We start from the raw sequence: 17,961 nt of genomic DNA, 5'->3' as shown, positions 1-17,961 counted from the left end.
CAGCCGCCCGCGGACGCGCCGGGGCCCGGACGGGGAGTGCCCGTCCGGGCCCCGGTCTGTGGCCGTGGTCGGCTGGGGTCAGCCGATGACCGCCTGGGCGTCGATCTCGACCAGCATCGGCTCCTGCGGCAGCTCGACGAAGATCGTGGTGCGGCAGGGCTTCACGCCGCCCGGCTTGATGTTCTCGTCGATGAACTCGGCGTAGACCTCGTTCATCAGGGGGAAGTCGGCGCGCTTGGTGAGGTAGACGCGGAACATCACCACGTCCTCGATGGTGGCGCCGCCCGCCTCGACGATCGCCTTGACGTTCTCCAGCGTCCGGCGGGTCTGCGCCTTCACGTCGCCGTGGTGGAGGTACTCGCCGGTGGCCGGGTCCTGCGGGCCCTGGCCGGACACCTGAAGGATCGGGCCCTTGCGGACGCCCTGGGAGAACATCCAGGCCGGGGCGGGGGCGCCGTCGGTGCGGACTTCGGTCTTGTCGCTCATGTGCTTCCTCGGTGGTGGCGGGTGCCGCTGGTGTCGCGGGCGGCTCGGTGGGCTCGGCTCGGTCGGGTCAGCCGGTCCTGGGGGTCTGCCCGCAGTCGGCGGAGACGGCGCGGGCGGTGGCGAGCAGGGCCGGGAGGAGCTCCAGGACCTGCTCATAGGGCAGGACGACGTCCGGGACGGAGATGGAGACCGCCGCGACGACCCGCCCGGTGGCGTCCCGGACGGGCGCGGCCACGCAGTTGATGAAGGCCTCGTGCTCGGCGTGGTCCTGCGCCCAGCCCTGGGCGGCGACCTTGTCCAGCTCGGCGAGCAGGGCCTCGGGGGTGGTGAGGGTGCGGGCGGTGTGCGGGGTGAAGTCGATGCCGGCCGCCACCCGGCGGCGCTCGGCCGGCGGGAGGTCGGCGAGCAGCACCTTGGAGACGGCCGCGCTGTGCAGCGCGGCCGTCAGGCCGATCCGCGAGTACATCCGCACCGGGTGCCGGGAGTCGTACTTGTCGATGTAGACGACCTCGCCGCCCTCGTACGCGGCCAGATGGACGGTCTGGCCGGTGGCCGCGTTGAGCTCCGCGAGGTGCGGCGCGGCGATCCGGCGGATGCCGCGCTGCTCCAGGGCGAGGCCGGAGAGCGCGAACAGGCCGGCGCCGAGGTGGTAGCGGTAGGCGGCGTCCCGGTGGACGAACCGCTCCTCCTCCAGGCTCTGCAGCAGCCGCAGCACGGTGGTCTTGTGCACGCCGAGCAGCTCGGCCAGCTGGTCGAGGGAGCGCTCGCCCTCGCCCAGCTCGGCGAGGATGCGCAGGGCGCGGCTGACGGTCTGGCTCATCGTGCTCCAAGGGCCGGGGACGCGGCCGGTCGAGGGTCGGAGGCGCTGCTCCCGGGCGCGGGCAGTACCGGGGACACGATGCCATCCGCCGACACCCGGGTGGCGGCCCACTCCGCCGGTGAGGCGCCGAGGAGGGCCGCGACCGCCGGTGCGGGCGGCAGCTCGGCCTGGTCGCCGTGGGCGGTCAGGGCGCAGGCCGCCGCCAGATGGCCCAGCCGCAGCCGGCGGCGCTGGTCCAGGCCGCGCAGGGTGCCGGCCAGGAAGCCGGCCGCGAAGGCGTCGCCCGCCCCGGTGGCCTCCACCACCTCGACGGTGAGGGCCGTTTCGGAGGCCTGGGAGCCGTCCCGGCCGAGGGCCGTGACGACGCGGTCGGCGTCCTTGACCACCAGGGTGGCCGGGGAGGGGAAGCGGCGGCGCAGCTCCTGCGGGTCGCCAGTCCCGAAGGCGGCCTCGGCCTCGTCGGCGCCCAGCAGCAGCAGGTCGGCGGCGTCCAGCAGGGGCGGCAGCACCGCCGGGTCGCGCTCGCGCCACAGCGCCGGGCGCCAGTTGAGGTCGAAGCTGACCAGCCGCCCCGGGCGGCGTTCGGCGAGGAGTGCGCGGACCAGGGCCAGGCAGTCGTCGGAGAGTGCGGGGGTGATGCCGGACAGGTGCAGCAGCCGGGCGCCGGCCAGCAGCCGGGCCGCGACCGGGTCGGCGAGCAGGGAGGGGGAGAGGGCGGAGGCCGCCGAGCCCCTGCGGTGGTAGTGCAGTCTGCTGCGCCCCGGGCCGAGGTCGTGGCGGCGGCCGGTGCTGCCGCCGACCTCCTTGAGGTAGATGCCGGTCGGTCGGTGCGGATCGACGGCGACGGCCGACACGTCCACCCCGCGCGCGGCCAGCTCGCCGACCAGGCGGCGGCCGAAGCCGTCGTCCCCGACCCGGCTGATCCAGGCGCTCGGTACACCGAGTGCGGCGAGCGCGCCCGCCACGTTGGACTCCGCGCCGCCGACCGAGAGCCGGAAGCCGTCCACCGACTCCAGCGGGCCCGGGCGGTCCGGCAGCAGGACGGCCATCGACTCGCCCACGCACACCGCCTCGGCGGGGCGGGCCGTTGCGGTCACGGCGGCGTCCTGTCGTGGCATGTGCTGGGCTCCTCGTGTCCTGCGGCCGACGGGGCCGACCGCGGTCGAGCCCGTCGCCCTCGTCGGTGGCCCGCCCCGCCGGTCGTCGACCTCCGGTGCCGGGTGGCGTTCGCCGTTCGTTGACCTTCGTCCGGCGCTGATGCTAGAACCGTGATGCCAGCATGTGCAACCCTCGTTGCACATGTTGCAACATGAGCAATGGAGGATGACGGTGGACCAGACCTTCGCAAGCAGCGGCACCGGGCCGGGCATCGACGCCGGAAAGGTGGCGGCGCTCGCCGACGAGGTGCTCGACTGGCGGTTCAAGGCCCTGCCGCCCGCGGCCTGGGGCCTCAGCGTCCGGGACTACCTCGCCACCCGCCCCGGGCTCGCCGACCTCGGGACCCCGCTGCTCACCCTCGACGCCGCCGCACTCGACCACAACGTCCGGACCATGGCCGCCTGGTGCGCCGATGCCGGCGTGGCACTCGCCCCGCACGGCAAGACGACCATGGCGCCGGCGCTCTGGAAGGCCCAACTCGACGCCGGCAGCCACGGCATCACGCTGGCCAACCTGCCGCAGGTGCGGGTCGCCAGGGCCTTCGGCGTACAGCGGATCCTGCTCGCCAACACCCTGCTCGACCCGGCCGGGCTGGCCTGGCTCGCGGGCGAACTGGACGCCGACCCGGCCTTCTCCTTCGTGTCCTGGGCCGACTCCACCGAGAGCGTCCGGTTGATGGACGAGGCGCTGCGCGCCGCCGGGGCCGGCCGACCGGTGGAGGTCCTGGTCGAACTCGGCGGACCGGGCGGGCGCACCGGCACCCGGACCGTCGAGGAGGCCGTCGAGGTCGCGGCGGCCGTACTGCGCGCCCCGACGCTGCGGCTCGCGGGCGTCGGCGGGTACGAGGGCGCGCTCGCCCACGACGCGACCGCCGAGGGGCTGGCGACGGTGCGCCGCTACCTGCGCGAACTGGCCGCACTGCACACCCGGCTGAGCGGCGCCCAGGCCGACGGCGAACCGGTGGTGACCGCCGGGGGCAGCGCCTACTTCGACCTGGTGGTCGAGGAGTTGGGCGGACTCACGGACGCCAGGGTGGTGCTCCGCTCGGGCGCCTACATCGGGCACGACGACGGCTTCTACCGGGGCATCTCACCACTGGTCCGAGGCACCGGCGAACGGCCGTTCCGCAGTGCCCTGCACGGCTGGGCCCAGGTGGTCTCCCGGCCCGAGCCGCAACTGGCCCTGCTGGACGCGGGCAAGCGCGACCTGCCCTTCGACGAGGGGCTGCCGGAGCCGCAACTCGTCCGGGGCGGAGCCGCGTTGACCGGGACCGCGGCCCGCATCAGCACGCTCAACGACCAGCACGCCTTCCTGCGGGACGCGGGGGACCTCGCACCCGTCGGAGCCGTCCTGCGGCTGGGGATCTCCCACCCCTGCACCGCCTTCGACAAGTGGACGATGATCCCGGTGCTGGACGCCGCGGACGCCGCGGAGCCGCAGGTCACGGGCCTGGTGAGGACCTACTTCTGATGGACGACCAGCTCGTCTTCAAGGGTGCGACCGTCATCGACGGCACCGGCGCCGAGCGCTACCGAGCCGACGTGCGGATCGGGCACGGGCTGATCACCGGGATCGGGTCGGGCCTGGACGGCGGCCGCACGGTGGACGCCGACGGGCTGGTGCTCGCCCCCGGATTCATCGACATGCACGCCCACTCCGACCTGGCGCTGCTGCTCGAACCCGAGCACCCCGCCAAGGTCACCCAGGGCGTCACCTGCGAAGTCCTCGGGCAGGACGGCCTGTCGTACGCACCGGTGGACGACACCACGCTCGCCGCGCTGCGCCGCCAGATCGCCGGCTGGAACGGCGATCCGGAGGGCTTCGACTGGGACTGGCGCACGGTCGGCCAGTACCTCGACCGGCTGGACCGGACCGGCGCGGGCGTCAACGCCTGCTACCTCGTCCCACACGGCTCCCTGCGGATGCTCGCCATGGGGTGGGAGAACCGCGCGCCGAGCACCGCCGAACTCGGGCGGATGCGGGAGCTGTTGGCGCAGGGTCTGGCCGAGGGCGCGGTCGGCCTGTCCAGCGGGCTCACCTACACCCCCGGGATGTACGCGCGGACGGGCGAGCTGGTCGAGCTGTGCAAGGTCGTCGCGGCCTTCGGCGGATTCCACGCGCCGCACCAGCGCTCCTACGGTGCGGGCGCGCTGGAGGGCTACGCGGAGATGGTGGAGATCGCCCGGCGCTCCGGCTGTCCGCTGCACCTCACGCACGCCACCATGAACTTCGGGGTGAACCAGGGCCGGGCCGGGGAGCTGCTGGCCCTGGTGGACCAGGCGCTGGCCGACGGCGTGGACCTCACCCTGGACAGCTACCCCTACCTGCCCGGCTCCACCACCCTGGCCGCCCTGCTGCCGAGTTGGGCCACCGAGGGCGGCCCGCAGGCCACCCTGGCCAGACTGGCCGACCCCGGCGTACGGGAGCGGGTGCGCCACGCGGTGGAGGAGCAGGGCAGCGACGGCTGCCACGGGGTGGTCACCGACTGGGCCACCATCCAGATCTCCGGCGTCCGCGCGCCGGCCCTGGCCGACAGCGTCGGGCGCACCGTCGCCGAACTCGCCGCGGAGCAGGGACGCAGCGGCACCGAGGTCTTCCTGGACCTGCTGGGCGCCGACGAGTTGGCGACGACGATCCTGCAGCACGTCGGCCACGAGGAGAACGTCCAGGCCATCATGCGCCACCGGGTGCACACCGTCGGCAGCGACGGCCTGCTGGTCGGGGCCCGCCCGCACCCGCGCGCCTGGGGTACCTTCCCCCGCTATCTGGGCCACTACAGCCGGGATTCGGGCGTCCTCACGCTGGAGGAGGCGATCGCCCGGATGACCGGCCGCCCGGCCCGGCGGCTGCGGCTGGAACGGCGGGGCCTGATCGTCGCGGGCCACCACGCCGACCTGGTGCTGTTCGACCCCGACCGGGTCCGGGACACCGCCACCTTCGACCACCCCCGGCGGCCCGCCACCGGGATCGAGCACGTCTACGTCAACGGCACCGCCGTCGTCCGGCAGGGCCGCACCACGGGCGCACGCCCCGGCCGCACCCTGCGCCGCACCGAGCGAGGAACCCGAGCCGCATGAGCGCCAGCTATGTGAGACCTGCCGAATCCGAATCCGTCATCGCCACCGCGCGTGCCGCGCTGGCCGCCGATCCGGTGATCGCCGTCGTCCGCGCCCCCCGGATACCGGACGCGGCCGCACTCTGCGCCGCGCTCGCCGACGGCGGCATCAGCTGGACCGAGTTCACCTACACCACACCGGATGTGACGACCCATCTGCGGAGGGCCGCCGACGCCGGATGGCGGGTCGGCGTCGGTACCGTGCTGACCGCCGAGCAGGCCGAGCGGGGCGTCGAGGCCGGCGCGTCCTTCCTCGTCACGCCCGGCTGCCGCCCCGAGGTCGCGGCCGCCGCCCACGCCGCCGCCGTACCGGTGGTGCTCGGCGCACTCACCCCCACCGAGGTCGCCCTGGCCGTGGACCTCGGCGCCGCCGCCGTCAAGATCTTCCCCGCCCGGGCGTTCGGGCCCGGGTACTTCAAGGACCTGCGCGGGCCCTACCCCGACATCCCCCTGGTCGCCTCCGGTGGCGTCAACGCGGGCAACGCCGCGGACTTCCTCGCGCACGGCGCGCTCGCCGTCTGCGCGGGGACGGACGTGGTGGCGCCGGAGGTGGTGGCGGCCGGCGACTGGGCGGAGATCACCCGGCGGGCCAAGGCGTTCACGGCGGCCTGCGGGGCGCGTTGAGGGCCGGCTGACTCCTGGGCGGTGAGGGGCCGGGGCGGTCCCGGGTGGCGTGCGGGCCCGGGCGGCGGGGGCCCCGGATGTGCGGGCGGCTGTCGGGACTGGTGAGGCGGGCTGTCGGGACGGCCGGGATTGGACGAGAATCTTAGACCCGGACCCCGTCCCCCGGCCCCGGCACTCGGCAGGAGGATCCACCACCATGACCTCGACCCGCCCCGGCCCCGACTGGCTGGCCGACGCCGTCCTGTACCAGATCTATCCGCAGACCTTCGCCGACTCCGACGGCGACGGCATCGGCGACTTCGTCGGGATCGCGGAGCACCTCGACCACCTCGCCTGGCTCGGCGTCGACACCGTCTGGCTCAACCCCTGCTTCACCTCGCCGTTCCGCGACGCCGGGTACGACATCAGCGACTACCTCGCGCCCGCGCCGCGCTACGGCGGCACCGAGGACCTGGCGGCCCTGGTCGAGGCCGCCCGCCGCAAGGGCATCCGGATCCTGCTCGACCTGGTCGCCGGGCACACCTCGGACCGGCACCCCTGGTTCCTGGCCGCCGCCGAGGACCCGGGCGACCACCGCTACATCTGGTCCGGCACACCGGTGGACGGCTTCGTCGCCTCGCCCGGCTCCCGCCCCGGCTGGTACCGGCCGAACTTCTTCGACTGCCAGCCCGCGCTCAACTTCGGCTACGCGCGCAGCCGTTCCGACCAGCCCTGGCGCCAGTCGGTCGACGCCGAGGGCCCGCGCGCCAACCGGGCCGCGCTGCGCGAGATCATGTCGCACTGGCTCGGCCTCGGCCTGGCAGGGTTTCGCGTCGACATGGCCTCCTCGCTGGTCAAGGACGACCCCGGGTTCACCGAGACCGCCAAACTCTGGACCGAGCTGCGCGACTGGCTCGACCGCAGCCACCCGCAGGCCGCGCTGTTCGCCGAGTGGGGCGAGCCGGCCGTCGCCGTCGCGGCCGGATTCCACGCCGACTTCTTCCTCCAGTTCGGCGGCCCCGACAGGGGCCTGCCGCTGCGCTCGCTGTTCAACAACAACGCGGGCACGGTCGAGGAGTTCTGGCAGCAGGGCCCCTGCTACTTCGACGCCGAGGGCCGGGGCACCCCGCAGGTCTTCCTGGACGCCTGGCGCTCGGCCGCCGAACTGACCGAGGGCGCCGGGTATATGGCCCTGCCGACCGCCAACCACGACTTCTCGCGGCTCGCCACCGGCCCGCGCACCGCCGAGCAACTCGCCCCGGCCTTCGCCCTGCTGCTCACCTGGCCCACCCTGCCCGCCGTCTACTACGGCGACGAGATCGGCATGCGCTACCTGCCCGGGCTGCCCGACACCGAGGGCAGCGTGCTCGGCCCGCGCTACAACCGGGCCGGCTCGCGGACCCCGATGCAGTGGGCGCCCGGGCCGAACGCGGGCTTCTCCACCGCGCCCGCCGAGCGGCTCTACCTGCCCGTCGACCCGGACCCGGGGCGGCCCGACGTGGCCACCCAGCGGGCCGACCCGACCTCGCTGCTGCACACCGTCCGCCGGCTGGTGGCGCTGCGCCGGGCCTACCCCGGGCTGGGCGCCCGCGGCTCGGTGGAGGTGCGGCATGCGGGCTATCCGCTGGTGTACACCCGGGCCGGGCGGTACCTGGTGGTGGTCAACCCGCGGCGGGATCCGGCGGTGGTGCCGTTGGGTGGAGGTCCTTCGGCACCCGGGGCTTCGGCGTCCGGGGCTTCGGTGCCGGTGGTGCGGCCGCTGGACGTGCAGGGCGTACGGGTGACGGATGGGGAGGTCCGGGCGGAGGGGTTCTCGTACGGGGTGTTCGAGCTGCTCTGAGGCCTCCGCGGCTCGGGGAGGCGCATGGGGGCGTCGGCGGCCCCCGCGCGCCCCTGTGGGGCCGAGCGGGGGCTTTCGTGGGAAGCGAGCGGTTGTATAGTACATCCATAGCGGCTGCGCGACCGTGAGCTGGTCGGCGCGGCGTTGTACGAGCGACGCGGCCGGGCGGTGCCGGGCCCGGCAGCGGCAGAGGAGGAGATGGAGGAGGCGGTCGCGGTCTGACGCCCTGCCACGAGGACTTCACCGGGTGCCCCGGGCATCGGCGCCCGGTGGGGATCGGCGGCCCGCGCCCGGCCCCGGACAGGCCGGACGCTGGCCGCAGCGCTGCGATGCGGGCCTCCCCCGTGATCCGCCCACCTCTGTCTAAACTCCCTCCGTGAATGAAACCATGCAGGGTATACAGATCAGACCGGGGGGCCTGGCCGACGCGCAGGCCGTGCTGGACATGCTCGACTCCGCGGTGGTCTGGATGAACGGCCGTGGCAACACCGGGCAGTGGGGCACGACGCCGTACTCGCAGAAGCCCGGCGGGGTGGCGCGGGTCGAGCGCTACCTGACCGAGAACGCCCCCCACATCGCGGAGTTGGACGGAACCCCGGTCGGAGCCCTGGTGCTGGACTCCGGGCCCAGCCCCCAGCTGCCGATCGCGCCGGCCGGGGAACCCGAGCGGTACGTCCGGCTGCTGATCTCGGACCGGCAGCAGGCCGGCCGGGGTATCGGGGCGGCGCTGCTGGAGCATGCCGTCGAGGAGACCAGGCGGGCCGGCGTGGAGCTGCTGCGGGTCGACTGCTGGGCGGGCGGCGGAGGGGAGCTGGTCGCGTTCTACGAGCGCAACGGCTTCACCCCCACCGATCGCTTCCTCTCCGAGGACTGGCCGGGGCAGGTGTTGGCCCGGCGGGTCGGCTGACGGCGCCGGGCGCGAGCCGCGGTTCGTCCGATCGCCTCAGGCCGCCCTGGTGAGGTGGTGCCGGCCGTCGGTCGCAAGGATGAGCACCGACCGGGAAGTGGCTCCGGCGGGGGACCGGGACCGTCCGCACGGGCGACGTACCGCCGTCGGGGTTCGGCGACGGTGGAGTCATGCCGATCATGCCTTCTCCAGGAGTCACCGAGCGCCCCGTCCCGCGCTGGGCGCTCCGGCTCGCCAGGTCTTTGCCGTTCGTCGTGCTGCCGCACTGTCTGTGGCGGCTTCCGTTCGCCGTCAACTTCACGATGGGGACGGTCGATCCGGCGGCGCCGCCCCTTCCGTGGTGGGCCCCGGGTTACGTCCTCGGGCTCAGCCTGCTCACGGAGTCGCTGGCGCTGCTCTGTCTCGGCCTGGTCAGCGGGTGGGGTGAAGTCGTCCCCGGCTGGGTGCCGTTGATTGGCGGGAGGCGGGTCGCGCCCCTCGCCGCGATCGTTCCGGCGACCCTGGGGGGCCTGGGCCTGGTCGCGCTGTGGGACACCATGCCGCTGGCCTGGTTCGACCTCCTGGGCTTCCGGGAGGTCGCCTTCAGCAACGGGTGGTGGAAGCTGCTGGCGCGTGTCTGCATCGGCCCGGTGATGCTGTGGGGCCCGATCGTCCTGGCCCTGACCTACGCCTACTACCGGCGGCGCCGCCCGGCGTGAGCGTCCGGGCTGAGCGTCCTGACCCGGGCACCCGGGCCGAGCACTCGGCCCGGGTGCCCAGGTCAGGACGGGTTGCCGTCGTTCGGGCCCGTGGGGGAGACGGTGTCGAAGTAGACGCTGTCCGAGAGCGGGTCCAGGAAGAACCGGCCCTGGTAGCGCGACCCGGTGATGGTCCGGTCGTAGGCCTCGCTGGTGAGCCAGTCGGACTCGACGGGGAGTGCGTGGCGCAGCGGGACGGGCAGTTGGCCGGGACCGGGGAGGAGGAGGTCGAGTGAGGCGCTGCCGGGGCTGCTCGCGGTGGGGGCGGCAGGGGTGGCGCCGTCGGCGGGGGCGACGGGGTGGAAGGCGTACTCGGGGCGGGAGGTGATGGCCGCGGCGGTGCCTGCGGGGAGGTGCGCGATGCCGACCACCCGGATGGGCGGGTCCTGGTCGGGGACGAGGGGGCGGCTCTCGTAGTGCAGGTTGTAGCCGAGCCAGTGCGGGTCGGAGAGCTCCCCGATCGCCGCGAAGGGCCGCTGGAGCGGGGCGGTGTCGGTGCGGACCCTGGTGCTGTCCGGGTCCGACTCCTCCCGGGTCGTCGGTGGAGGTGTCGCGGTGCAGCCCAGTGCCGTGACGGCGATCAGCACCGCGACGACGGCCCGGCGTACCTGCGCGGATCCACCCATGCGAATCACCCTCCCCGGCAGGCATCGTAGTGGCTGCCGGGGAGGGTCGTCTTGGGGGGGGCGATGGTCAGCCCGGTGACGGGTTCGGCCCGGCCGGTGGACCGGCGACCTCTCGGGGCGGGGGTGTCGGCTCAGCGCGCGGCGGGTCGGGGCGGACGGTCGAAGCAGCAGTCGCCGCAGACCCCGGCGCCCGGGCCCACGCGGTAGTAGAGGCAGCAGCTGTTCCGCCGGAAGGCGGCGCCGCGCAGGGTCCCCGTGCCGGCGAGTGGTGCGCGGCCGAGCAGCTCGGCCACGAGTGCGCGGGCGGGTCCGGGCGCCACCTGGCCGTTCAGCATCCGCAGCGACCCGGCCAGGGCGGATGCCGCGTTGCCCCACAGCAGTTGCCCCGACACCGGGACGACCGACCGAAGAGCCGCCGCGAGGGGCGTCAACTGGCCCTGGACGACGGCCCGGTGGAGCCGGTCGGCGAGCGGCTCGCGCTCTGCCCCGGGGTCCTCGTACGGCACCCACAGGTCGACCGGCCCCTGGTCGGGCACGCGCAGGTACGACCGGTCGGGGTGCAGCTCGGGCACCGTGCCGAGGAGGGCGGCCGCACCGAGTCCGACCGAGCAGAACCGGGCCGCCAGCCCGAGGTGGAGGATCGACGCCGCGACCCGCGGCTCGACGCCGCCCAGCCGCTGCGCCACCACGTCGACCCGCCGGGCCAGCAGGGACTTCGGCCCCTCGGCGTACAGGTCGCGCAGCGGCTGGAAGCCGGGCGGCGGTCCGTCGCCCGGTGCGTCGGCGCAGTCCAGGGCGAAGTAGGGCCCGACGGCTGTCAGCCGGCGGTAGTCGGCGGCGTTCATCGCCGGGCCTCCGAAGGGGGTGTGCTTTCCCGGTGGCCGCGGTCGGCGCCGGTCGCCCTGACCGGGCCGGTGAGCGCGCGCAGCACCCCCGTGTCCGCGCGCGACTGCACCGGTCCGGGGCCGGGGCCGGTGGCGGGCGCGGTCGTCGGCCGGTCGTCGGTCATCGGGCGGTCCTCCGTGCGGGCGGGGTGGGCGGGCGGTGCGGCCTGCGACGCCGGCCCCGCACCGTCCGGGCGGGTCAGCCCCGTACGGTGAAGCCGCCGCTGCCGGTGCGGATGAACGGTACCGTGCCCTGGCAGTCCGAGACGGGCGCCCCGAACGCGCCCCAGATCCAGCCGAGCCGGTCGGCGCGGCCGTTGTTGTCCTGGACGGTGAGCGACACCTTGGTGCCCACGACCTCGGTGCCGGGGAACCAGGGCACCTCGCCCTTGGTGATCACGCCGGTGGCGATCGCGGTGCCGCCGCCCACGGCCAGGCAGCCGATGTCCCCCTCGAAGTCGGCGACCAGCCGCCCGTCCGGCCGGTGGTGCGTCACGTGGAAGTGCCCGCTGCCGTGGGCGGGCGAGGAGTTGACCTCCGTCCGGGCGTCGACCTCGAAGCGGACGGCGTCGCCCTCGAAGCCGGGGAAGTCCGCGGTGAGGGTGGCCCCCGCGTTGCCCCGTACCCGGGCGGCCGAGGAGGTGTCGCCGACCGGCTCGGCGTTGGCGGGCACGACGGCGACGGTGGCCGCCAGGCAGAGGGCGGCGACGGCGGCCACCCGGGCGGCGGTCTTGACGGTGCTACGACGGGACATGGCGGTTCGTCCTTCTCGGTGGGGCGGTCGGTGGAGCCGGTACGGATGCGGGGTGTCGCCTCGGTTCCGGCAAGGACCACTCTCCGCTCCGACGGGCGGTCAGACCTCCCGCGACAGGGGGGACTCCCTCCTCCCCGCGGACGATTCCGGCCTCCCCCGGGAGAGCGGGGCGGGCGGGCCCTGGGGCGGCCCGTAGGCTCGGGCGCATGCACGCCGCCCTCCCGCCTGCCTCCGGTGCCGTCCGCCTCCGCCGACTCCTGGGCGCCGCCGCCGTGCTGGTCGTGGTCGCGCCCGTGCCGGCGGCACACCCGGGGGAGCACCTGGCCGCGCTGCTGCTCGCCGCGACGGCGGCGCTCGCGGGAGCGGCGGCGGTACTGCCCTGGCCGTCCGGGCGGGTCACCCTCGCCGTGGCGGCGGGCACCGTGGCCGTGTGCTCGCTGGCCCTGGACGCGGGCTACTCCGGCCCCTACCGCCTCGCCGGGTTCTGGCTGCCCTTCGAGTGGCCGGCCCTGCTGGTGCTGTTCGGCCGGGCGGCGCGCCGGGTGCCCGGGCGGCGGGTCGTCCCGGTCCTGGCCCTGCTGGCGGCGGCGGTCCTGCTGCTGCCGCTGCGGTTCACCCTGCGCGTGCCGGACGCCGACTGGCTGGTCTCGCCGGTCGCCGTCTCGCTCGCCCTGTTCCCCGCCGTCGCTGTGGCCGGGGCGGGTCTCTACCTGCGCTCGCTGGACGCCCGCCGGGAACGCGCGGTGTCCCGGGCCCGCCGTGAGCAGCGCCTCGAAGTGGCCCGCGGCCTCCACGACTTCGTCGCGCACGAGATCACCGGCATCGTGCTGGAGGCGCAGGCCGGACAACTCCCCGGCCAGGACGGGGAGGAGACGGCCGCGCTGCTGCGCCGCCTGGAGGAGGCCGGCCTGCGGGCGCTGGACTCGATGGACGAGATGGTGGGGGCGCTGCGGGAGCCGCAGGCCGAGCTGTCGGCGGCCGCCGCCACCCGGGTGCACGGGCTCGCGGACCTGCCGGAACTGGTCGGCCGCTTCGGTGCCTCCGGCGCCGTCCGGGCCACCGTCGAGCTGGCGCCGGAGAGCTCCGCCGTGCTCTCCGGCGAGGCCGAGGCGACGGTGTACGCCGTCGTCCTGGAGGCGCTCACCAACGTCCGGCGGCACGCCCCCGGGGCGACCGAGGCAGCCATCCGGGTCGCCGTCGTCCGGCCGGCGAGCGGCGCGGGCCGGGTGGTGGAGGTGTCGGTGACGGACGACGGCGGCGGGGGCGCCCGCGGTACGAAGGGCCTGCTGAGGCGCCGCACCGGCGGCGGCACCGGACTGGCGGGCCTGGCCGAACGCGTCGCCGCCCACGGGGGGACGCTGGGCGCCGGCCCGCACCGGCCGTCCGGTTGGCGGATCACCTGCGTGCTGCCGGTGCGTTAGGCCGGGGCCGCCGTCCCCCGGGCGCGCCTTCTCCCGGGCGCGCCTTCTCCCCGGCGTCCGGCAACCGGTGGCAGCGGCGTGACGGACGGGGACGGCGTGACGGACGGGGGCGGGGTGAACTGGGCGTTTCTCGCACCTCCCCTCCCGGGAGGGCCGGGGTTCGGGGAGGGGTGGTCACCCGGTATCTGCCGAACGGCAGATGGCAGGCGGGCGCGGAACGGCAATGCTCGTAGCCGTGACCCGAACCGAGTTCCGCCGGAGGATCGTTCCCATGACCGCATCGCCCGCCCGCCGCCGCAGCACGCCCGCCGCCGCCCTCGCCCTGGCCGCTCTCGGCTCGTTGGTGGCCGTCACCGGCTGCGCGTCGGCCTCGGACGCCACCCCCGAGGAGAAGACGTTCAGCTACGGCGGGACCACCCTCAACGTCCGCTCCCACGAGGTCTCCACCGACCTGGTCGCGACCGACCGGCAGGACATCAAGGTGACCCGCTGGTTCGACGCCCGGGTGCTCGGGAGCAAGGAGACCAGTTGGAGTCTGAGCGGGGACAACCTCGATCTGCAGGCCGGCTGCACGGGTATCGCCAACTGCGACGCCCGGTACCGGGTGGAGGTGCCGCGCAGCCTCACCGTGCTGCGCGACGGGCGGGAGACCGACCTCAAGGGCGGCGCCTCCTGACGCCGGGCGGTCGCCCTGCGAACCCGGGCCGTCGTCGCCTCACGGGCCCCGCCCGGCCCGGGCGGTGGCCGTGTTCGGGCCCGATCGGCCGGCCGTGCGAGACTGCTCCGTGTGACGAGTCCCCACCCTGCGCCCATCCGCACGCTGATCGCGGACGACCAGGAGGCGGTCCGCCGCGGTGTGCGGCGGATCCTGGAGGCCCAGCCGGACATCACGGTCGTCGGCGAGGCCGCCGACGGCATGGCGGCGTTCGAGCTCGCCGGGCAACTGCGCCCCGACGTCGCGCTGGTGGACATCCGGATGCCCCGGATGGACGGGCTGGAGCTGACCCGTCGACTGGCCGGTCCCGGCGCCGCCACCCCGGTGAGGGTGGTCGTGCTGACCACCTTCGACCTCGACGAGTACGTCTACCCCGCGCTGCAGCACGGCGCGTCCGGGTTCCTGCTGAAGCGTTCCGGCCCGGCGCTGCTGGCCGAGGCGGTCCGCGCGGCGGCGAGCGGTGAGAGCCTGATCAGTCCGTCCGTCACCGTGCGCCTGCTCAAGCACGTCACCGCGCCGCCCCGGCGCCCGGCCGGGCGGCGGCCGCAGGTGGCGGCGCTCACCGAGCGGGAGGTGGAGATCGCCGGGCAGGTGGCGGCGGGCCGGACCAACGCGGACATCGCCGCCGAACTGTTCATCTCGGCGGGGACGGTGAAGACGCACCTGGCCAGCATCCAGCGCAAGCTCGGGGTCTCCAACCGGGTGGGAATCGCCGTGCACGCCTGGGAGATGGGGTATCCGCAGCCTGTGGCGTAGGGCAGCGGGGCCCGCCGGGCGTGCGGAACCTGCGAGGCGGGGGTGGCCTCCGGACATCCCGTCCTCCGGCCTCACGGTTCGATCGTCGACCGAGGTACCAGCGGCAGACCCTGATCCGTCTCGATCTGTCGCCACTGCCTCCTGCGGTCGAACTTCCTCAGCTACCTCGCAGGTCCACTACTCATGATGCGCTTCCCGTCCCTTTTGCACCAGGGGTTCGGCGGTCGAAATGCAGTGATTTGCGACGGAGTGCGGGAGAGGGCCCTAGCGCAGCGCATCCTTGCGCAGGAACCGCTTCAGCCGCTGCCACGGCCAGGTGTTGATCACGTCCTCGGTGCCCAGCCAGGCCCGCTGCGCGGTGCCGATCCCGTACCGCGGGTAGGCCAGCTGACCGGTCGCGTGCGCGTCGCTGTCGATCGAGAACCGGACCCCGTGGCGCTTCGCCCGGAGCACGTCCTCGTCGCGCAGGTCGAGCCGCTGCGGCGAGCTGTTGATCTCGATCGCGGTGCCGGTCCGGGCGGCCGCCTCGAAGACGGCGTCCAGGTCGACGTCGATCGGCCCGCGCCGACCGATCCGCCGGGTGGTGAGATGGCCGATGACGTGCACGTTCGGGTTCTCGCAGGCGCGGATCAGGCGGCGGGTCTGGGCGGTCCGGTCGGCGCCGAAGTGCGAGTGGACGGAGGCCACGCACACGTCGAACCCGGCCAGGAAGTCGGCGGGCCAGTCCACACCGCCGTCCGGGCCGATGTTCAGCTCCGTGCCGTGCAGCAGCCGCATCCGGCGGTGGCGGCCCGCGAGTTCGCGCAACCGCTCGCGCTGGGCGAGCATCTTCTCGTCGGTCATCCGCTGCATGACCAGGTCCGGAGCGTGGTCGGTGACGGCGTAGTACGCGTAGCCGCGGGCGGCCGCCGTGTCGATCATCTCCTCCAGGGTGGCCAGCCCGTCGGTGAGGTCGGTGTGGGTGTGCAGGTCGCCGCGCAGGTCGTCCTCGGTGACCAGGTCCGGCAGTTCGCCGCGCAGGCCGGCCTCGATCTCGCCGCGGTCCTCGCGCAGCGGCGGGGCGATCCACGGCAGGCCGAGCGCCGCGTACACCTCCTCCTCGGTGGCCGAGACCACCTTCTCGCCGCTCTCGGCGTCGAACAGCCCGTACTCGGACAGCTTCAGGCCCGCGCGGACGGCCATGGTGCGCAGCTTGATGTTGTGCGCCTTGGAGCCGGTGAAGTAGACCAGCGCCGCGCCCCAGTCCTCCTCGGGCACCACCCGCAGGTCCACCTGGAGGCCCTTGGCGGTGCGTACCGAGGTCTTGGTCGGGCCGCTCCCGATCACCTCCGCCACGAAGGGGAGTCCGATGAGCGCGGCCATCAGCGGGGCGGAGTCCTCGGCGGTGGCGAGCACGTCGAGGTCACCCACCGTCTCGCGCATCCGGCGCAGCGAACCGGCGTACGCGCAGCGGGTGCAGCCGGGGACGGCGGAGAGTGCCGCGACGATCTGCTCGGCCTGCCCGGTGGCCGCGTCGAGCAGGGTCCGGCCGCCCGACTGCCGCAGCAGCTCGATGCCGTGCAGGATCTTCGCGCCGCTGCGCTCGCCGAAGCCGGGTACCTCGGTCAGCCGCTCGGCGCGGATCGCCTCGGCGAGCTGGTCGACGGAGGCGATGTCCAGGTCGCGGTAGAGGGCGAGGGCGCGTTTCGGTCCGACGCTGGGGACGGCCATCACCTCGCGGACTCCGGCCGGGATGGCGGCGCGCAGCGTCTCCAGGGCCTCCATCCGGCCGGTGCGCAGGTACTCCGCGACCTTCTCGGCGGTGGATCTGCCGACGCCGGGGATCTGTTGGAGCCCCTTGGCGTCCAGTCCGGCGACGTCCTCGGGGTGGCCTCCGACCGCGCGGGCGGCCTTCTCGTAGGCGCGGGCCCGGAAGGCGTCCCCGCCGGTGATCGAGATCAGGTCCGCGTACTCCTGGAGCAGCTCCTGGACCTGGTCGTTGAGCCGGGTCATGGGGCCAGTCTAGGGCCTGTCTTCGAACCCCCGGCGTTCGCCCGGAGGGCCCCCGCAGACGCGGGTTTGAAGACAGGCCCTGGGTTCGGCGGGCGGATCGGGCCGGGTGTGCCGGGTGGCGGGGCAGGTCCGGCAGCCCGGGGCCCCGCCGGTCGACGGGTGTGCGCCCGCCGACCGGCGGGCTACGGGCCGCGCATCGCGTCCGGGAGTGGGATTGTCACCGGCGCCGGGCGGGCGCAGGCTTGGCCGAGGGGTCGCACGCGGCCCGTTCGGCGTGCCGCGAACGTGACGGTGGCAGCCGGTGATGCACGAGGGGCAGGGCGATGGCACACGGGAAGCTCTGGGGCCGGGTTGCGGCGGGCGCCCGGGCGCTCGGCGGGTTCGGCGGCCTCGGCGGGTCGGCCGTCGGGGCGGTGGGCGGCGGGGCCGGTGAGCCGGACGGCCAGGGTGCCGGGCGGGCCCGCACCGATGTGATGGCCGGGCCGCGGCCGCTGACCCGGCCCGAGCTGGAGCGGGTGGGGTGGACGGGGCGTCCGGAGGGGTGCGCCCCCTCGGCGCAGCACGTCCAGGTGGCCCAGGTGGTGCAGCGGGTGCTGCGCGGCGACGGGCGGTCGGCCGAGGTGTTCGCGCAGGTGCCGGCCGGACTGCCGGTGGTGGTCGCGGACGGGCGCCGACTGGGGTCGGCGGTGGCCGGGCTGGTGGACCACGCGATCCGGCGCAGTCCGGCCGGGGCGCGGGTGCTGATCCGGGCGCATGCGGCCGCCGGCTCCGGTGGCCCCGGGGAGGACCGGGCCCGGGTGGAGCTGCGGGTGGTGGACCGGGGGCGCTGTGAACTCCCCGAGGCCCGGCAGTGGTTGATAGCCGGGATGCGCTCCGGGGGGCCGACCGGGCCGGCGCTCAACGGCCTGGTCCGGGCGGCCGGCGGCCGGCTGGGGGTCGAGGCCACGCCCGGCGGCGGTCTGACCGTGGTCCTCACGTTGGCGGTGGCCCGGGACTGAGGCGGTGCGTGGGGAGCCGTGGGCGGCGGAACCACAGGCGGCGGGGCCTGGCGACGGGGCCTTCGCGGCGCAACTCCGGCGAGGGGATCCTCACGGCGGGACCCTCACGACGGAACCGCAAAGAACTCTTCGCGAATAATCCTTTGCGA

Annotated in this window: 18 protein-coding genes; 10 read left to right on the top strand and 8 right to left on the bottom strand. The window is 75.0% G+C overall.

Annotated features, from left to right (window positions below; all coding sequences use genetic code 11):
* Nucleotides 1-78: 78 nt before the first annotated feature.
* From ACGFZP_RS34155 to ACGFZP_RS34145, 3 genes are all read right to left on the bottom strand, one after another.
* Complete coding sequence (locus ACGFZP_RS34155) at nucleotides 79-486, bottom strand: RidA family protein (protein WP_387948814.1); 408 nt, start codon at nucleotides 484-486, stop codon at nucleotides 79-81.
* Between the two features lie 67 nt (nucleotides 487-553).
* Complete coding sequence (locus tag ACGFZP_RS34150; protein WP_392940359.1) at nucleotides 554-1,306, bottom strand: IclR family transcriptional regulator; 753 nt, start codon at nucleotides 1,304-1,306, stop codon at nucleotides 554-556.
* Nucleotides 1,303-2,424, bottom strand: coding sequence for a sugar kinase (locus ACGFZP_RS34145; RefSeq protein WP_392940358.1), 1,122 nt, complete (start codon nucleotides 2,422-2,424; stop codon nucleotides 1,303-1,305). Before ACGFZP_RS34145 ends, ACGFZP_RS34150 begins: the two co-directional genes overlap by 4 nt.
* A gap of 211 nt (nucleotides 2,425-2,635) precedes the next feature.
* On the opposite strand from ACGFZP_RS34145, the gene ACGFZP_RS34140 reads away from it, so the two are divergent.
* From ACGFZP_RS34140 to ACGFZP_RS34115, 6 genes are all read left to right on the top strand, one after another.
* Nucleotides 2,636-3,934: an alanine racemase gene (locus ACGFZP_RS34140; protein WP_392940357.1), complete on the top strand. Its 1,299-nt coding sequence runs from the start codon at nucleotides 2,636-2,638 to the stop codon at nucleotides 3,932-3,934.
* Complete coding sequence (locus ACGFZP_RS34135) at nucleotides 3,934-5,541, top strand: amidohydrolase family protein (RefSeq protein WP_392940356.1); 1,608 nt, start codon at nucleotides 3,934-3,936, stop codon at nucleotides 5,539-5,541. The genes ACGFZP_RS34140 and ACGFZP_RS34135 overlap by 1 nt, the downstream gene beginning before the upstream one ends.
* Nucleotides 5,538-6,203 carry a bifunctional 4-hydroxy-2-oxoglutarate aldolase/2-dehydro-3-deoxy-phosphogluconate aldolase gene (locus tag ACGFZP_RS34130; RefSeq protein WP_392940354.1) on the top strand — a complete coding sequence of 222 codons (666 nt, stop codon included), beginning with the start codon at nucleotides 5,538-5,540 and terminating at the stop codon, nucleotides 6,201-6,203. The genes ACGFZP_RS34135 and ACGFZP_RS34130 overlap by 4 nt, the downstream gene beginning before the upstream one ends.
* Nucleotides 6,204-6,399: 196 nt before the next feature.
* Complete coding sequence (locus ACGFZP_RS34125) at nucleotides 6,400-8,022, top strand: alpha-amylase family glycosyl hydrolase (protein WP_392940353.1); 1,623 nt, start codon at nucleotides 6,400-6,402, stop codon at nucleotides 8,020-8,022.
* A 388-nt stretch (nucleotides 8,023-8,410) separates the two neighbouring features.
* The gene (locus tag ACGFZP_RS34120) at nucleotides 8,411-8,929 is read left to right on the top strand and encodes a GNAT family N-acetyltransferase (RefSeq protein ID WP_392940351.1); all 519 of its coding nucleotides are present in this window, start codon (nucleotides 8,411-8,413) and stop codon (nucleotides 8,927-8,929) included.
* Nucleotides 8,930-9,108: 179 nt separating this feature from the next.
* Nucleotides 9,109-9,627 (top strand): hypothetical protein, encoded by a 519-nt coding sequence (locus ACGFZP_RS34115; protein ID WP_392940349.1) that lies wholly within the window; start codon nucleotides 9,109-9,111, stop codon nucleotides 9,625-9,627.
* Between the two features lie 62 nt (nucleotides 9,628-9,689).
* Here the strand turns inward: ACGFZP_RS34115 and ACGFZP_RS34110 are convergent, their stop codons facing one another.
* The 4 genes from ACGFZP_RS34110 to ACGFZP_RS34095 all read right to left on the bottom strand — a co-directional run bounded on the left by ACGFZP_RS34110 (nucleotide 9,690) and on the right by ACGFZP_RS34095 (nucleotide 11,930).
* The gene (locus ACGFZP_RS34110) at nucleotides 9,690-10,292 is read right to left on the bottom strand and encodes a hypothetical protein (protein WP_392940347.1); all 603 of its coding nucleotides are present in this window, start codon (nucleotides 10,290-10,292) and stop codon (nucleotides 9,690-9,692) included.
* Between the two features lie 131 nt (nucleotides 10,293-10,423).
* On the bottom strand, nucleotides 10,424-11,137 hold the full coding sequence (locus ACGFZP_RS34105; protein ID WP_392940345.1) for an IucA/IucC family C-terminal-domain containing protein: 714 nt from the start codon (nucleotides 11,135-11,137) through the stop codon (nucleotides 10,424-10,426).
* Entirely contained in the window at nucleotides 11,134-11,301 is a 168-nt protein-coding gene (locus tag ACGFZP_RS34100) for a hypothetical protein (protein WP_392940343.1), read from the bottom strand. Before ACGFZP_RS34100 ends, ACGFZP_RS34105 begins: the two co-directional genes overlap by 4 nt.
* A 74-nt stretch (nucleotides 11,302-11,375) precedes the next feature.
* Nucleotides 11,376-11,930, bottom strand: a complete 555-nt coding sequence (locus ACGFZP_RS34095; RefSeq protein ID WP_392940342.1) for a hypothetical protein — start codon at nucleotides 11,928-11,930, stop codon at nucleotides 11,376-11,378.
* 206 nt (nucleotides 11,931-12,136) lie between these two features.
* Here ACGFZP_RS34095 and ACGFZP_RS34090 point away from each other — a divergent pair, with 206 nt between their 5' ends.
* The 3 genes from ACGFZP_RS34090 to ACGFZP_RS34080 all read left to right on the top strand — a co-directional run bounded on the left by ACGFZP_RS34090 (nucleotide 12,137) and on the right by ACGFZP_RS34080 (nucleotide 14,822).
* Entirely contained in the window at nucleotides 12,137-13,351 is a 1,215-nt protein-coding gene (locus ACGFZP_RS34090; RefSeq protein ID WP_392940340.1) for a sensor histidine kinase, read from the top strand.
* Between the two features lie 271 nt (nucleotides 13,352-13,622).
* Nucleotides 13,623-14,027, top strand: coding sequence for a hypothetical protein (locus ACGFZP_RS34085; protein ID WP_392940338.1), 405 nt, complete (start codon nucleotides 13,623-13,625; stop codon nucleotides 14,025-14,027).
* Nucleotides 14,028-14,138: 111 nt separating this feature from the next.
* Nucleotides 14,139-14,822 carry a response regulator gene (locus tag ACGFZP_RS34080; protein WP_392940337.1) on the top strand — a complete coding sequence of 228 codons (684 nt, stop codon included), beginning with the start codon at nucleotides 14,139-14,141 and terminating at the stop codon, nucleotides 14,820-14,822.
* A 264-nt stretch (nucleotides 14,823-15,086) separates the two neighbouring features.
* On the opposite strand, the gene polX is transcribed toward ACGFZP_RS34080, so the two are convergent.
* Nucleotides 15,087-16,814 carry a DNA polymerase/3'-5' exonuclease PolX gene (gene polX / locus ACGFZP_RS34075; RefSeq protein ID WP_392940335.1) on the bottom strand — a complete coding sequence of 576 codons (1,728 nt, stop codon included), beginning with the start codon at nucleotides 16,812-16,814 and terminating at the stop codon, nucleotides 15,087-15,089.
* 323 nt (nucleotides 16,815-17,137) lie between these two features.
* Between polX and ACGFZP_RS34070 the strand changes: the two genes are divergently transcribed.
* A complete protein-coding gene (locus ACGFZP_RS34070; RefSeq protein ID WP_392940333.1) occupies nucleotides 17,138-17,812 on the top strand; it encodes a hypothetical protein in 675 nt (224 codons plus the stop codon).
* Nucleotides 17,813-17,961 lie beyond the last annotated feature (149 nt).

The organism is Kitasatospora sp. NPDC048239 (assembly GCF_043202015.1).
Lineage (GTDB): Bacteria > Actinomycetota > Actinomycetes > Streptomycetales > Streptomycetaceae > Kitasatospora.
The sequence above is the reverse complement of the archived record's forward strand: the minus strand, read 5'-3'. Positions and strand labels throughout refer to the sequence as shown.